The sequence below is a fragment of the Ruegeria sp. K7 genome (assembly GCF_056531785.1).
The window spans coordinates 494,518-509,666 of the sequence record NZ_JBQFMJ010000001.1 but is presented as its reverse complement, the minus strand read 5'-3'; the positions used below and the strand labels follow the sequence as shown (position 1 = coordinate 509,666).

Below are 15,149 nucleotides of genomic sequence, written 5' to 3'. Positions count from 1 at the left end.
GGGGGAAGCAAACTTTTATGCCTGCCGAGCGGGTATTTGAGAGCAGAACAAGGTGATTGGCTTGCCTCGTCGGTGACAGGGTATTAGAGCGGGCGGAACTTTCGGAGTAAGCCATGCCCAGCGACAAATCCCAGCCCTCATTCGTGCTTGTGCGCCCGCAGATGGGTGAAAACATCGGCGCAGCCGCGCGCGCGATGTGGAATTTCGGTCTGGATCGGATGCGTATCGTGGCTCCCCGGGACGGCTGGCCCAACCCCAAGGCAGTGGCCATGTCCAGCGGCGCGGGGCGGCTGCTGGATGAGGCGCAGCTGTTCGACGACCTGGCCGGAGCGCTTGAGGACAGCACCTTTGTCTTTGCCACCACGGCCCGTCAGCGCGGGTTGACCAAACCGGTTTACAGCCCCGAGCGCGCCATGCAACTGGCCGCCGAAAAAGTTGCGGCCGGTCAAAAGGTTGCGGTTCTGTTCGGACCGGAACGCGCAGGGCTTGAGAATGAGGATATTGCGAAGGCAAACGCCATCATTTCGGTTCCTGTGAACCCTGAGTACGCCTCGCTGAACCTCGGTCAGTGCGTGCTGCTGACCGCTTACGAGTGGATGCGCCAGACAGGAGACGTGGTGCACGAGACCACCGATCTGGGCAAGGGCGACTGGGCGACAGGGATCGAGGTTGAGAAACTGGCCGAACATTTCGAAGACCGGCTTGAGACCGCGGGTTTCTTTTATCCGCCTGAGAAGGCCGATGGGATGAAGGTGAACCTGCGCAATCTGTGGTCGCGGATGAACATGACACGGGCAGATGTGCAGATGTTGCACGGTGTCATGCGGCAGATGGTCCGCTGGAAGGAAAAGGGCTGAGGCTGGACCTTACACTCCGGTAGCCCTAGCTTGCGTGAAAATCAAAGGCATGAGGACGGCATGAGCGGCAAGCGCAGCATCTTCGAAGAAGTCTCGGACACCGAAAAACAAAAGGCGGTGCAGCCGGGGATGATCGACCGGGGCCGGGGCGGTGCGCGCGGGGCCATTCGTGTCTGGCTGATGAGCCTGTTTGCCCTGGTCGTGATCATGATCGCCGTAGGCGGGCTGACGCGGCTGACCGACAGCGGATTGTCGATCACCGAATGGCGCCCTGTTACCGGAGCCATCCCGCCGATGTCCGAGGCCGACTGGCAGGCCGAGTTCGACAAATACAAGCAGATCGATCAATGGCGCATTCAGAACCAATGGATGGAACTCGATGATTTCAAGTCGATCTACTGGTGGGAATGGGGTCATCGGCAGCTGGGCCGTGTGATCGGTTTGGTCTGGGCGCTCGGGTTCCTGGGCTTCTTGGTGACGCGCAAGATACCGACCGGTTGGACCGGACGATTGCTGATCCCCGGCGCATTGGGTGGCGTTCAGGGTGCAGTTGGCTGGTGGATGGTCGCCTCGGGCGTGACCCAGGGCGAAGGGATGACGGCCGTCGCCAGCTATCGGCTGGCAATTCATCTGGGGCTGGCCTTCGTGATCTTAGGGTTCCTCGCCTGGTACATCCTTCTGCTGGGCCGGGAGGAGCGCGACCTGATGCAGGCCCGCCGTGCGAAAGAGGCAAAGCTGTTTTCTCTCTCAACCGGCCTGATGCATTTCGCCTTTTTGCAAATACTCATTGGCGCCTTGGTTGCGGGGATCGACGCCGGTCGTTCTTATACCGACTGGCCGTTGATCGGCGGGCAGCTTCTGCCGCCTGACGCAACAATGCTGGAACCGATCTGGCGGAACTTCTTCGAAAGCCCGGGGCTGGTGCAGTTCATCCATCGCTGCGCCGGTTATCTTCTGTTCGCGTTTGCGTTTGTCGTTTGGCGTCGTGGCGGAACCAGCGCGCATCTCCAGACCCGATTTGCATTCAATGCGACCTTTGCGGCCTTGTCGCTGCAAGTGGTCGTGGGAATCCTGACGGTGGTCTACGGGGCGCCATGGCAGATCGCCATATTCCATCAGTTCATGGCCGTTGTGGTTTGGACGCTGATCCTGCGTGCGCGTTTCCTGACGGCCTATCCCATCGCAACTTCACTACGCGGAGCGTGACTTACATGACTGCATTCAATGACCTGATGGCTTTTCAGCGCGAAACTTCGGCCCTGGGACAGATTGCCGGGCGTTTGGGTTGGGATCAGGAAACAGTCATGCCGCGTGGGGCTGCCCCTCAACGGGCCGAGGAAATGGCGGCGATCGAGGCGGTTCTGCATGCCCGTCGGTCTGACCCGCGGGTGGCCGATTGGCTGGATCAGGCCGCGCCTCAAGACGAGATCGGCAAGGCCCAGTTGCGCGAAATTCGCCGTGCTTATGAACGGGCGGTCAAGGTGCCGGCTGATCTGGCGACGGCAATTGCCCGCGTGACATCTGCGGCGCAGGGGAAATGGGCGCAGGCTCGTGCGGATGAAGATGTATCGGCCTTTCTTCCGGTTCTGGCTGAGGTCGTCTCGCTGAAACGTCAGGAAGGTGAGGCCCTGGCGCAGGGCGGCGACATTTATGACGCTATGGTCGAGGATTATGAGCCCTATACGACGGGTGCCCAGATCGCCGCCATCTTTGATGAGATGCGCCCGCGGCTGGTTGCCCTGCGTGCTGCGGTTCTGGACCGACCGGAACCGGCTGCGCTGAGCGGAAGGTTTGATGAAGCGTCGCAGATGAAACTGTCGCAACAGCTGGCTGTAGCCTTCGGCTATGACCTGAACAACGGCCGCGTGGACAAGGCGGTGCATCCGTTCAGCTCGGGCTCTGGTCTGGATGTGCGGATTACCACGCGGACCAGCGAGACCGACCCGTTCAATTGTTTCTACTCAACGATTCACGAGGTTGGCCACGCCGCGTATGAACAGGGCATTGACAGTGCCTATCTGCTGACCCCGCTGGGCAGCGGCGTGTCCATGGGCGTGCATGAGAGCCAAAGCCGGATATACGAGAACCAGCTGGGCCGCTCGCGCGCCTTCACGGGCTGGCTGTTCGGTCAGATGGTCGAGGTTTTCGGCGGTTTTGGAATCCCCGATGCGGAGGCGTTTTATGCAACCGTCAACCGCGTCCACAACGGGTACATTCGGACCGAAGCGGATGAGGTGCAGTACAATCTGCACATCATGCTGCGCTTTGATCTGGAACGTGCGCTGATGGCAGGTGATCTGCAGGTGAGTGACTTGGAGGCTGCCTGGAACGACCGGTTCAAGGCCGATTTCGGTTACGCGGTCGACAAGCCCTCGAACGGATGTTTGCAGGACGTGCACTGGTCGGTCGGGCTGTTTGGGTACTTCCCGACCTATTCGCTGGGCAATGTCTATGCAGGGTGTCTGCATCAGGCCTTGCGCGCCGCAGTTCCGGGTTTGGATGCGCAGCTTGCCAAGGGCGATACATCGGGTGCAACCGGATGGCTGCGCGAAAATGTGCAGCGTCATGGCGGGCTGTATGCGCCGCGGGAAATCATCGCCCGCGCCAGTGGTTTGGAGCCGGGTCCAGAGCCGCTGTTGACTTATCTGGAAGAAAAGTTCGGATCGATTTACGGATTGTGTTGAAAGAATTGCGCCCGGGGTTTCGCAGCCGGGCCGCAGTTCAACCCCACGTCACCGGGTCCAGACGAAACAGTTTGGACAACTGTTCGTATACATCCGGCACCTCGTGTTTCAGAGCTTGGGGCCGTTCGAAAAACACCTCGACAGAAACCGCGAAGAATTCTTCGTGCCCGGTGGCGCCATACGGATCGATAACAGTGTGACGCCCGGTCTCGACCGCGTGAACATGGGCGTCAAAAGCGGTAAGGAAGACGCGTTCCCACTCGGCAAAGCTCTGACCTTCGCTCAGGACTGGTACGCCGTTTGTGCCGCCTGACAGGTCGTCGATCTGGTGGGCGAATTCGTGCAATACGACATTCTGCCCGTCACGGTCATCCATCGCGCCCTGACGGCTATGCGCCCAGGATAGGATAACCGGCCCCCGGTCCCAGCTTTCACCGGTGCGGACGATTTCTTTTTCGGTCACGACGTAACCGCTGCGTCGGCTCTGACGGGATTTGAAAGCGCTGGGATAAATCAGGATCGTGGTCAGATTGTTGTACCAAAGATCACTGTTCACCACGAGCAGACAGGCCTGCGTCGCGATCGAAAGCTGCATCTCCTCGGTCACGTCCAGCCCGTCACAGCCATAAAACTCGACCTGATCGAGGAACAGGTTGACTTTGCCCTCCAGCGTGGTCCGAAACCGGGCCGGGAGCCGTCTGATCATCGGAACCTGATCGGCGATCACGGCACGCTCGTGATCGGACAAAGGAGACGCCAGCAAAGAATTCCGTGTCTGCCTTTTGGACCAGTAGCGATAGCCGAGGAAACCGGTGACAAGCAGCAGGCAGGCGATCAGGATGAACATGGCGTCACTCTATTCGGAAGATACCGAGACAGAAACGCTTTTTGCTGCCGGGCCGCGCAGAGAATGACTGCGCGGCCCGGCAGAATTTACTCTTCAGTCTCTTCGTCGCCCTGATCGGCAATCCAGGCAACGCTGACGACTTCTTCGCCTTTCCCGGTGTTGAACACCTTCACGCCACCTGCCGAACGCGAGCGGAAGGAAATGCCATCGACCGGCACCCGGATCGACTGGCCCTTGGAGGTGGCCAGCATGATCTGATCGTCGATTTCAACCGGGAACGAAGCCACCAGTTCGCCACCGCGCATGGCTTTGTCCATGGCCGCAACGCCCATGCCACCGCGCCCGCGAACCGGGTAATCATGGCTGGAGCTCAGCTTGCCCGAACCGCCTGTCGTGATGGTCAGGATCAGGTTTTCGGCCGCCGACATCTCGGCATACCGCTCCTGAGGCAGAACGCTGTCGGCGTTGCCTTCATCCTCGTCGGCCTCGGCCTCATCGGTAACACCGGCCATCAGGCGGCGCATTTTGAGATAAGCGGCACGCTCGTCCGAGGTTGCCTCGAAATGGCGGATGACCGACATTGAAACGACCCGGTCGCCGTTGGTCAGCTTGATGCCGCGTACACCCGTCGACTTGCGGCCCTTGAAAACCCGGACAGCCGTGGTCTGAAACCGGATCGCGCGGCCGGAATTGGTGACCAGCATCACGTCGTCATCTTCCGAACAGATGCGCGCATTCACCAGTTCCACGCCTTCCGGCAGGTCCATCGCAATTTTACCGTTGCGCTTGACGTTGGTGAAATCGCTCAGCGCATTGCGGCGCACATCCCCGGCGCTGGTGGCGAATACGATCTGCAGGTTCTCCCATTCATCATCCGGTACATCCACCGGCATGATAGCCGCAATGGAGACGCCGGTCGGGATCGGCAGGATGTTGACGATAGCCTTGCCCTTGCCGGTGCGCCCGGACTGCGGCAAACGCCAGGTCTTGAGCTTGTAGACCATCCCGTCGGTGGTGAAGAACAGCAACTGCGTATGGGTGTTGGCCACAAAGAGGGTGGTGACCACGTCCTCTTCCTTGGTTTGCATACCCGACAGACCCTTGCCGCCGCGTTTCTGGGCGCGAAAATCGGCCAGCGGCGTGCGTTTGATGTACCCGCCCGAAGTGACGGTCACGACCATGTCTTCACGCTCGATCAGGTCTTCGTCTTCCATGTCGCCGGACCAGTCGACAATCTCGGTGCGGCGTGGAACGGCGAACTGGTCACGCACTTCGCGCAACTCATCGCCGATGATGCCCATGATGCGCTCGCGCGAGGACAGAATACCCAGGTATTCCTTGATCTTGGCGGCCAGTTGCTCCAGCTCGTCCGTGACCTCTTTGACGCCCAGTTGAGTCAGACGCTGCAAGCGCAGTTCGAGGATGGCACGGGCCTGAACTTCGGTCAGGTTATAGGTGCCGTCGTCGTTCATTCTTGACAGAGGGTCGTCGATCAGGCGCAGGTAGCCCTCGATTTCGGCAGCGGGCCAGCGGCGGGTCATCAGCTTCTCGCGCGCCTCGGCGGCGTCGGCGGATGAGCGGATCGTGGCGACCACCTCGTCCACGTTCGAAACGGCCACTGCCAGACCACACAGGATATGGCTGCGTTCGCGGGCCTTGCGCAGGTCGTATGCCGTGCGGCGGGCGACAACATCTTCGCGGAAGTCGATGAACGAGGTCAGGAAGCGGCGCAGGGTCAACTGCTCGGGGCGGCCACCGTTCAGCGCCAGCATGTTGCAGCCGAACGAGGTTTGCATCGGCGAGAACCGGTAAAGCTGGTTCAGAACCACTTCGGGCGTTGCATCGCGCTTCAGCTCGACCACCACGCGTACACCGTTGCGGTCGGACTCGTCCTGTACATGAGCAACGCCTTCTATGCGTTTCTCACGCACGGCTTCGGCGATCTTTTCGATCATCGCAGCTTTGTTCACCTGATAGGGAATCTCGTCCACGACAATGGCGTAACGGTCTTTGCGGATCTCCTCGACGCGGGTCTTGGCGCGTATGATGACGCTGCCGCGGCCTTCCAGATAGGCTTTGCGCGCACCGGAGCGGCCCAGCATCACGCCGCCGGTCGGGAAATCGGGACCGGGGACGTATTCGATAAGTTGCTCGGAGGTCAGGTCCGGATCGTCGATCAGCGCCAGCGTGGCATCGACCACTTCGCCCAGATTATGTGGCGGGATGTTGGTCGCCATACCAACGGCAATACCGCCGGCACCGTTGACCAGCATGTTCGGGAAGCGCGCGGGCAGGACAGTCGGTTCCTTGTCCTTGCCGTCGTAGTTGTCCTGAAAATCGACCGTCTCTTTTTCGATATCGGCCAGCAGCGACGCAGCAGGTTTGTCCATTCGGACTTCGGTGTACCGCATGGCCGCCGGGTTGTCGCCGTCCATCGATCCAAAGTTGCCCTGACCATCCAGAAGCGGCAGCGACATCGAGAAATCCTGCGCCATCCGCACCAACGCGTCATAGATCGCGCTGTCACCGTGCGGGTGGTACTTACCCATCACATCGCCAACAGGACGCGCGGACTTGCGGTATGCCTTGTCGTGCGTGTTCCCCGTCTCGTGCATAGCATAGAGGATACGCCGGTGGACCGGTTTCAGCCCGTCGCGCAGATCGGGGATGGCGCGGCTGACGATGACGGACATCGCATAATCGAGGTACGACGTGCGCATCTCGGATTCGATGGACACCGTCGGGCCGTCATAAGCGGGGCGTGCCGGTGGGGTTTCGTCCATGTTTTCAGGGGTTTCTGGCGTATCGCTCACGTAAACTGCCCGTTCTTTGTGCGGAGTCTATATCTTGTGGATGCACCTTATCAGACCCGGCACATAAGGTGCAAGCAACCTGCGTAATCGCGCAAGAATAACCTCGGTAACATCAGAGTAACATATTGTTAAGTAAGGATTAGGTGGTTTGCATGCTATGCTGAAGAGACCTTGACAGAAATCGGAGGTCTGCATGGAGCGAAGTGAAACGGAGCTGATGTTAAAGGGGTACGGGCTGACAACAGCGGAATTCTTCTATCACATGCCCGACTACATTCATGTCCTGAATACGTTCATCTGGCAGGATTACGATCTTGCGCCGGATCACCCGAAGCTGTTTGATTTCATTGACTTTTGGCAACGCGAAATCGAAGGGCCGCTTCATTCCGTCCGGTTCACGCATCGCAAGATGATCGCACCGGGTGAATGGCGTAACATGGTAGGTGAATTTCGGGTGAACTGAAAACGGACCAGAAAGGCAGCTGTTGATGTTGCCTGTGTCATTTTCTGTTGTATCGGTTAAGGTGCGCTTCAGACTTCGGATCACACACGGATTAGCCTGATGCAGAGAGTAATGATTGCGGTTGCCGCCTGTTTGACGTTTTGCGGGCCGGCATCGTCCGAAGGAGTTTTGGACAAGATAAAAAAGGGTGCTGAAAGCACGGCGGACGCCATCGGTCAGGGGGCCGAAGCCGTCGGGGGGACACTCAAGAAGGGTGCAGGCGCGGTTGATGAGACGCTCAATTCAACCGCCGATCTGGTGTCTAACGAAGCCACCCCGGAAGAAACACGCGCCAAGCTGGATGCTATGGCGGAAACGGTACTGACCCAGTTGCTGGCGGAAAACCCGGATGCGGCGTTTCTTTACGAAATCAGTGCGGGCTACGCGGTGTTTGATTCCCGAAAAGTCACGGTTTTTCCTGTTTCCGCAGGATATGGCCGAGGCGTGGCGGTATCAAAAGAAACAGGTCAGCACACTTACATGAACATGGGAACAGGTGGGGTTGGTGCAGCCATCGGCATTGGCGGTTTTGAAACCAAGTTCGTCATCCTGTTCGAGACCCCCGCAGATCTGGAACACTTTATCGCTTACGGATACGACGCGACGGCTGAATCCGGTGCCATGTACGGCGATGACAGCAAAAGCGAGACGGTCCGTTTCACCGAGGGGCGTTCATTCTTTGTGCTCAGCAAAAAGGGCTGGCGCGTCTCTGCCGGGGCGTCCGGAACCAAATATTGGAAATCCCCGGAACTGAACTGAGGTTCAGGCGGAACAGCTTGCGCCGCCCAGGACGCAGAATTTGGCGCAATGGGGGTGGTTCAGGTGCACGTCCGCCTCGGCGTCCGCAAGTGTCGGCCCCATCTCGAACTCAGGCGCGTAGGGCAGCAAGGTGCAGGCCAGAACCGCCGGACGATCCGCGCCTTTGCGTTTGACCACCATGCGGGACGAGGCGCACATGACGCTATTGGGAGATTTGTCCAATATGCCCCAACAAGCGGTCGTGATTTCAGGTACTTCGGCGGTTTCGTCCATCTCGGGAAACAGGACAGTTTGACCCGGGTCGTGCGCGTCGATGTCAAAGCCATGCTCTGCAAAAACCGCCGCATAGCCGGCGCGGCTTTCTGTGTCGGTATCCCCCCAGACCGTACGACCGGCAACCGCCATTTTGATCCCGTTGTCGCGCAGCCATTCCATCCCGGTCAGGGTTTTGCCAAAGCTTCCTGTGCCGCGTTCCTTGTCGTGCAGTTCGGGCAGGAAGTGATCGACCGAGACCCGCAATGTCAGCTTGTCGCCAAAGTCACGTTGCAGACCTAAAAGGCCCTCGCGCATCTTGCGGCGCATCATCGGTTTCATGGCGTTGGTCAGGATCAGGACCTCAAACCCGTGTTCCAAGGCGGCCCGGGTCATGTCGATCATCTCGGGGTTCATGAACGGCTCGCCCCCAGTGAATCCAATTTCGCGGACCGGCCAGTTTCTGGATTTGATTTGCTTCAGAAAATCAGTCACCTCCGCCGCCGTGATATAGACCAGAGCATCGTTGGTTGGACTGCTGGCAATATAACAGTTCACGCATTCGATATTGCATAGGGTTCCGGTGTTGAACCAAAGCGTTTCGGGATTGCTCAGCTTTACCGAGGCGCGAATCTGACCGTCTGCTGTCATCAGTTTGTCCTGAAATTTTCCAGCATTGGCGATTTGGGCAGCGTTGTCTTTCATTCCCGTATCCGGTTCCTTGCAGTCGTCAGAATGACTTAACCTTTCGGGACAGCAGAGTTAAGTATGACGCGGCGGTCCTGACAGAGTTTTGATGACCTGCGAGAATTGACGATTGATTGCGCTAACATTGGACATGCCGTCAGGGGCAAGGTAAGGAAAACCCATGGTTTCTCGTGTCATACCTGTGGACCCGTTCGATCTGGTCATTTTCGGCGCAACCGGCGATCTGGCAAAGCGCAAGATTCTTCCTGCGTTGTTCCGGAGGTTCTGTGCAAGGCAATGGCCCGACGATGTTCAGATCATCGGCGCGGCACGAGGGGATCATGACTGCCAGGGGTTCCGCGATATCGTGGCCGAATCTCTGCGTCAGCACGCGTCCCGGCATTGTCAGGACGAAGCGGCGCTGGAAAGCTTCCTTCAACGTGTCGATTATGTCGCTCTGGACGGCCTGTCGACAGTGGGATGGGACCGGCTGGCGGAAAAACTGACAATCGACCGCATCCGCGCCTTTTACTTTTCGGTTGGTCCAAGATTGTTTGGCCCACTTGCAGAGCGTATCAAATCCAACGATCTGGCGACATCGCAAACCAGGATCGTGGTTGAAAAACCTTTTGGGCATGATCTGGACAGTGCGCGGGCCCTGAATGCGACTTTGGCGGCGCATTTCGAAGAAGGGCAAATCTATCGGATTGATCACTACCTGGGCAAGGAAACGGTTCAGAACCTGATGGCCGTCCGCTTCGGGAACATGCTGTTCGAACCGTTGTGGAACAGCCAGTATGTCGATCACATCCAGATCACCGTTGCCGAGACCGTCGGCATAGACGGCCGCGAGGAGTATTATGACCGCGCAGGTGCAATGCGTGATATGATGCAGAACCATCTGATGCAGCTTCTGTGCCTGATCGCGATGGAACCGCCGGCCAAGTTCGACCCGGACGCGGTGCGGGATGAAAAACTGAAAGTCATTCGTGCACTGGACCCGGTTGAGCCGCACCACATCGTGCGCGGTCAATTTGCGGCAGGCGGCGGCATGCCCGGCTATCGTGACGTTGTGGGCAACCCGCGTTCGACCACGGAAAGCTACGTGGCCTTGCGGGCCCATATCAGCAATTGGCGGTGGGCGGGGACCCCGTTCTACATGCGTACAGGCAAGCGGCTGGTGGCGCGGTCCTCGGTGATCAATGTGCAGTTCAAGGATGCGCCGCACTCGATCTTTGGTGAGGAATCCGGGCGGCATGCCAATGCGCTGTCCATCCGGCTGCAGCCAAATGAGGGCATCACGCTCAAGGTCACGATCAAGGAACCGGGACAAGGGGGGATGCGTCTGATCGACGTGCCGCTGGACATGAGCTTTGCCGTTGCTCTGGGCCCCGAAAATCAGGACCCGCCGGACGCTTATGAACGGCTTGTCATGGACGTGATCCGGGGCAACCAGACCCTGTTCATGCGCGGGGACGAGGTCGAGGCCGCGTGGGCCTGGACCGACCCGATCATTGCCGGGTGGCAGGCGCGGGGTGACGTGCCGAAACCCTATGATACAGGCAGCACCGGTCCGGGCGACGCCGAGCAGCTGATGAAAAGAGATGGTCGCCACTGGCAAGGGATAAAGCCATGAATATTCAGGAATATGCAGACCGCGACATGCTGGCCATCGATGTGGCAAACGCGTTGGCCGGGGATCTTGAGGCGGCCTTGCTGCACCATGACGTGGTGTCTTTGGCTGTTCCGGGGGGCACGACACCGGGGCCGATCTTCGATGGGCTTTGCGCCGCCGATCTTGAGTGGGACCGGGTATGTGTCCTGCCGACGGATGAACGCTGCGTTCCGGGCGACCACGACCGCTCGAACGAACGGCTTATTCGCGAGCGTTTGCTGACCAGCCGGGCCTCGGTCGCGCAATATCTTCCGCTTTATGTTTCCGGCAAGGCGCCCGAAGAGATTTTACCAGAGATTGAAAGCCTGATTGCCCCGGTTCTGCCTCTGTCGGTTCTGGTGCTGGGCATGGGCGAAGACATGCACACGGCATCGTTGTTTCCCGGGATGGACGGGCTTGAAGCAGCCCTGAGCAGCCACGCACCTACGCTGGCGGTGGCTCGCACCGAAGTTCAGCCCGAAGCGCGCATCACCCTGACCGCGCCGGTACTGGATGGGGCGCTGTCCAAACATCTGGTCATCTATGGCGCATCCAAGCGCGAGGCGCTGGAACGCGCAATGTCACTGCCGCCGGAAGAAGCGCCGATCGCCGCGGTTCTGAGCGGTTTGACGGTTCACTGGGCGGAGTGATGGCAATGCAGTTGGACACTCTCAAATCGCTGGCAACATCTGCGAAGGATCACAGCATTCTGGACCTGTTCGACAGCGACGCTGACCGGGCGCACCAGTTTTCGGCATCTGCCGGAGATCTGCTGTTCGACTACTCCAAAACCCTGATCAACTCCGAAATCCGTGATGCCTTGACCGGGCTTTGCGATTCTGCGGGTCTGGCCGACAAGCGTACCGCCATGTTCGGCGGAGAAAAAATAAATCAGACCGAAGGGCGCGCGGTCCTTCACACCGCGCTGCGAAATCTGGATGGCGGGCCGGTTGAGGTCGATGGTCAGGATGTGATGCCAGAGGTTCTGGACACATTGCAGCGGATGCGCGTTTTTGCGGAAGAAGTACGCGGAGGCTCGATCGTTGGGGCAGGCGGTAGCTTTACGGATGTAGTGAATATCGGGATCGGCGGATCCGACCTGGGGCCCGTCATGGCCACCCATGCGCTTTCGCCATACCATGACGGTCCAAGGCTGCACTATGTCTCGAACGTGGATGGTGCGCATATTGCGGATACTTTGCGCCAGCTGGATCCCACGCGAACGCTGGTCATAGTCGCCTCCAAGACGTTCACGACCATCGAAACAATGACCAATGCCCGGACAGCGCGCGCCTGGATGCTGGACGGCGGCGGTGACCCGGCACGTCAATTTGCCGCCGTGTCAAGCGCGCTTGACAAGACGCAGGCCTTTGGCATCCCGGAAGACCGCGTATTTGGTTTCGCCGACTGGGTCGGCGGGCGCTATTCCGTCTGGGGGCCAGTTGGCCTGCCGGTGATGATCGCCGTCGGGTCCAACGCCTTTGACGCGTTCCTGCGCGGCGGTCAGGCAATGGACCTGCATTTCCGGTCCGCTGAGTGGTCCGAGAATATGCCGGTGATGCTGGCGCTTGTCGGTGTCTGGCACCGTCAGGTACTGGGCTATCCCAGCCGCGCCGTTCTGCCCTATGATCAGCGTTTGCTGCGTCTTCCGGCTTATTTCCAACAGCTTGAAATGGAATCGAACGGCAAGTCGGTCGCCATGGATGGCAGCCCGTTGACCGTGCCGTCTGGCCCGGTTGTCTGGGGAGAGCCGGGAACAAACGGACAGCACGCCTTTTACCAGCTGATCCACCAGGGCACCGATATCATACCGTGCGAGTTCATGGTGGCCGCGGAAGGACACGAACCTGAACTGGCGCATCACCACCGCCTTTTGCTGGCCAATTGCCTTGCCCAATCCGAAGCGCTTATGCGCGGGCGTTCGCTGGAGGAAGCGCGGTCGCGGATGGCAGACAAGGGGTTGAAGGGCGATGAACTGGAGCGGCAGGCGCGTCACCGCGTGTTTCCGGGAAACCGTCCATCCTCGACGCTGATCTATCCAAAGCTGACCCCGTTTGTGCTGGGCCAGATCATTGCGCTCTATGAACATCGGGTTTTCGTGGAGGGCATTCTGCTGGGCCTCAACTCGTTCGACCAATGGGGCGTTGAGCTGGGTAAAGAGCTGGCCACATCTCTGGGACCAATCGTCGACGGCGACGAAAAGGCTGCGGAAAAGGACGGTTCGACCGCTGCCTTGGTAGGCTACGCCCTACGTCACAGAGCCTGAATTCCCTAATAACACCGGCTCCCTTAGCGCGGTTTTGTACATTCTTTTATTGTCAGACAATTAAATGATTGGCAGGATTTGTCGGGGGAGACGCTCTGATCAGACCGCCGAGACTTGGTCCGGTGCAGATTGATGATCAGGGATCAGCGCCGCGGGCCTCTTGCGGCGCAGCCAAAGGGAGGATGCCCATGCTGGGACAGATGATGACGCAGCCATTGCTGATTTCGTCGCTGATTGATCATGCGGAACGCTATCACGGACAGACCGAGATTCATTCGGTAGAAACCGATGGAACCGTCACACAGACCAACTGGTCCGAGATTGCCCGAAATGCGCGTCGGCTTGCGTCCGCACTTACGCAACTGGGCCTGCAGTCGCAGGACCGGATTGGTACGCTTGCATGGAACAACCGCCGCCATCTGGAAATCTACTACGCAACCTCGGGTGCCGGGTATGTCTGCCATACTGTGAACCCGCGCCTGTTTCCCGAACAACTTACATATATCATCAACCACGCCAAGGATCGGGTCCTGTTCTTTGACGCGACCTTCATCCCTTTGGTCGCGGCGCTGCGCGACAAACTGAACGAAGTACAGCACTACGTACTGATGGGACCGAGAAATCAGGATGCCCTGTCGCAGATCCCAGGATTGCAGTTCTATGACGAGCTACTGGAAACCGGCAAGGCGGACTTTGATTGGCCCAGCTTTGATGAAAATACCGCTGCGGGCCTGTGCTACACGTCCGGAACAACCGGGAACCCAAAGGGGGTTCTGTATTCCCATCGTTCGACGGTGCTGCACAGCTTTGCGTCGAACGCTACGGATGTCATCGGGTTTTCGGCGGTTGATGTGGTCCTGCCGGTGGTTCCGATGTTTCACGTCAATGCCTGGGGGTCGCCCTATGCCTGTGCCATGTCCGGATCACACATGGTTCTGCCTGGCCCTGATCTGCACGGGGAAGCGCTGGTCAAGCTGATCGACAAATATGGCGTTACGCTGGCCATGGGTGTGCCGACGATCTGGCAGGGTTTGCTGGCATATGCCGAACAGTCCGGCAGCAAGCTGGCCAGTCTGAACCGTACGGTGATCGGTGGTGCCGCATGCCCGCCATCAATGATCGAAACGTTCAGGGAATCCTATGGTGTCGACACGGTGCACGCCTGGGGCATGAGCGAGATGAGCCCCCTGGGCACTGCAAATGTTGCTTTGGCAAAACACCGTGACCTTCCGGTTGAAGAACAGCACAGGTTGCGCGAAAACCAAGGTCGCCCGCCGTTTGGGGTCGAGCTGAAAATCGTGGATGACGCAGGCAACGATCTGCCGCACGACGGACAGACGCAGGGCGACCTGTTGGTGCGTGGGCATTGGGTGCTGGACAGCTATTTCCGGATGCAGGACGAGGACCTATTGCAGGATGGCTGGTTTGCGACCGGAGACGTCGCCACGCTGGACGCGGACGGATACATGACGATCCGCGACCGGTCCAAGGACATCATCAAGTCGGGTGGCGAATGGATCAGTTCGGTAGAACTGGAGAACATTGCCGTTGCGCATCCTCAACTGGCCACGGCCGCCGTCGTCGGCGTACCACACGCCAAATGGGGCGAGCGCCCACTGCTGGTGGCGGTCCGCGCCGAGGGGCAGGATCCGGCGCCGGACGAGATATTGTCGTTCTTTGATGGGAAAATCGCCTCGTGGCAAATCCCGGACAAGGTCGTCTTTGTCGACACCCTTCCACTGAGTGCAACCGGCAAGGTGATGAAACGCATTTTGCGTTCAGATCACGCGAATGCGCTGACCGGTTAAGCTCTTGGTTTTCTGGAATT

General features: G+C 59.0%; 12 protein-coding genes. 9 read left to right on the top strand and 3 right to left on the bottom strand.

All coding sequences use genetic code 11. From position 1 onward, the window contains the following. Window positions 1–113: 113 nt before the first annotated feature. Genes ACR0FE_RS02510 through ACR0FE_RS02500 form a run of 3 tightly spaced genes read left to right on the top strand, consistent with a single transcriptional unit; the run spans window position 114 to window position 3,541 of the window. Entirely contained in the window at window positions 114–857 is a 744-nt protein-coding gene (locus tag ACR0FE_RS02510; protein ID WP_170610821.1) for an RNA methyltransferase, read from the top strand. Window positions 858–917: 60 nt separating this feature from the next. Then, the gene (gene ctaA / locus ACR0FE_RS02505; RefSeq protein WP_480910789.1) at window positions 918–2,063 is read left to right on the top strand and encodes a heme A synthase; all 1,146 of its coding nucleotides are present in this window, start codon (window positions 918–920) and stop codon (window positions 2,061–2,063) included. 5 nt (window positions 2,064–2,068) lie between these two features. After that, window positions 2,069–3,541 (top strand): carboxypeptidase M32, encoded by a 1,473-nt coding sequence (locus ACR0FE_RS02500; protein ID WP_480910786.1) that lies wholly within the window; start codon window positions 2,069–2,071, stop codon window positions 3,539–3,541. A gap of 37 nt (window positions 3,542–3,578) precedes the next feature. Here the strand turns inward: ACR0FE_RS02500 and ACR0FE_RS02495 are convergent, their stop codons facing one another. Further along, window positions 3,579–4,388, bottom strand: a complete 810-nt coding sequence (locus ACR0FE_RS02495; RefSeq protein ID WP_480910783.1) for a M90 family metallopeptidase — start codon at window positions 4,386–4,388, stop codon at window positions 3,579–3,581. A gap of 86 nt (window positions 4,389–4,474) precedes the next feature. Then, window positions 4,475–7,201 carry a DNA gyrase subunit A gene (gene gyrA / locus ACR0FE_RS02490; protein WP_480910780.1) on the bottom strand — a complete coding sequence of 909 codons (2,727 nt, stop codon included), beginning with the start codon at window positions 7,199–7,201 and terminating at the stop codon, window positions 4,475–4,477. 193 nt (window positions 7,202–7,394) lie between these two features. Between gyrA and ACR0FE_RS02485 the strand changes: the two genes are divergently transcribed. Together ACR0FE_RS02485 and ACR0FE_RS02480 are read left to right on the top strand one after the other, a co-directional pair. Then, window positions 7,395–7,664 (top strand): usg protein, encoded by a 270-nt coding sequence (locus ACR0FE_RS02485; protein WP_170610835.1) that lies wholly within the window; start codon window positions 7,395–7,397, stop codon window positions 7,662–7,664. A gap of 168 nt (window positions 7,665–7,832) precedes the next feature. Further along, on the top strand, window positions 7,833–8,462 hold the full coding sequence (locus tag ACR0FE_RS02480; RefSeq protein WP_170677313.1) for a hypothetical protein: 630 nt from the start codon (window positions 7,833–7,835) through the stop codon (window positions 8,460–8,462). A gap of 3 nt (window positions 8,463–8,465) precedes the next feature. On the opposite strand, the gene ACR0FE_RS02475 is transcribed toward ACR0FE_RS02480, so the two are convergent. Continuing rightward, on the bottom strand, window positions 8,466–9,419 hold the full coding sequence (locus ACR0FE_RS02475) for a radical SAM protein (protein WP_480910776.1): 954 nt from the start codon (window positions 9,417–9,419) through the stop codon (window positions 8,466–8,468). A 163-nt stretch (window positions 9,420–9,582) separates the two neighbouring features. Here ACR0FE_RS02475 and zwf point away from each other — a divergent pair, with 163 nt between their 5' ends. The 4 genes from zwf to ACR0FE_RS02455 all read left to right on the top strand — a co-directional run bounded on the left by zwf (window position 9,583) and on the right by ACR0FE_RS02455 (window position 15,129). Next, the gene (gene zwf / locus ACR0FE_RS02470) at window positions 9,583–11,037 is read left to right on the top strand and encodes a glucose-6-phosphate dehydrogenase (RefSeq protein ID WP_480910773.1); all 1,455 of its coding nucleotides are present in this window, start codon (window positions 9,583–9,585) and stop codon (window positions 11,035–11,037) included. Next, the gene (gene pgl, locus ACR0FE_RS02465) at window positions 11,034–11,705 is read left to right on the top strand and encodes a 6-phosphogluconolactonase (RefSeq protein ID WP_170805623.1); all 672 of its coding nucleotides are present in this window, start codon (window positions 11,034–11,036) and stop codon (window positions 11,703–11,705) included. Before zwf ends, pgl begins: the two co-directional genes overlap by 4 nt. Before the next feature lie 5 nt (window positions 11,706–11,710). Beyond that, window positions 11,711–13,321 (top strand): glucose-6-phosphate isomerase, encoded by a 1,611-nt coding sequence (pgi, locus tag ACR0FE_RS02460; protein WP_480910770.1) that lies wholly within the window; start codon window positions 11,711–11,713, stop codon window positions 13,319–13,321. Between the two features lie 188 nt (window positions 13,322–13,509). Next, window positions 13,510–15,129 carry a long-chain-fatty-acid--CoA ligase gene (locus tag ACR0FE_RS02455; protein ID WP_480910767.1) on the top strand — a complete coding sequence of 540 codons (1,620 nt, stop codon included), beginning with the start codon at window positions 13,510–13,512 and terminating at the stop codon, window positions 15,127–15,129. Window positions 15,130–15,149: the final 20 nt, after the last annotated feature.

Excerpts from the sequence above, each read along its gene's own strand:
- ACR0FE_RS02510 (WP_170610821.1), top strand. The coding sequence starts at position 114 with ATGCCCAGCGACAAATCCCAGCCCTCATTCGTGCTTGTGCGCCCGCAG.
- ctaA (WP_480910789.1), top strand. The coding sequence starts at position 918 with ATGAGCGGCAAGCGCAGCATCTTCGAAGAAGTCTCGGACACCGAAAAA.
- ACR0FE_RS02500 (WP_480910786.1), top strand. The coding sequence starts at position 2,069 with ATGACTGCATTCAATGACCTGATGGCTTTTCAGCGCGAAACTTCGGCC.
- ACR0FE_RS02495 (WP_480910783.1), bottom strand. The coding sequence starts at position 4,388 with ATGTTCATCCTGATCGCCTGCCTGCTGCTTGTCACCGGTTTCCTCGGC.
- ACR0FE_RS02485 (WP_170610835.1), top strand. The coding sequence starts at position 7,395 with ATGGAGCGAAGTGAAACGGAGCTGATGTTAAAGGGGTACGGGCTGACA.
- ACR0FE_RS02475 (WP_480910776.1), bottom strand. The coding sequence starts at position 9,419 with ATGAAAGACAACGCTGCCCAAATCGCCAATGCTGGAAAATTTCAGGAC.
- zwf (WP_480910773.1), top strand. The coding sequence starts at position 9,583 with ATGGTTTCTCGTGTCATACCTGTGGACCCGTTCGATCTGGTCATTTTC.
- pgl (WP_170805623.1), top strand. The coding sequence starts at position 11,034 with ATGAATATTCAGGAATATGCAGACCGCGACATGCTGGCCATCGATGTG.
- pgi (WP_480910770.1), top strand. The coding sequence starts at position 11,711 with ATGCAGTTGGACACTCTCAAATCGCTGGCAACATCTGCGAAGGATCAC.
- ACR0FE_RS02455 (WP_480910767.1), top strand. The coding sequence starts at position 13,510 with ATGCTGGGACAGATGATGACGCAGCCATTGCTGATTTCGTCGCTGATT.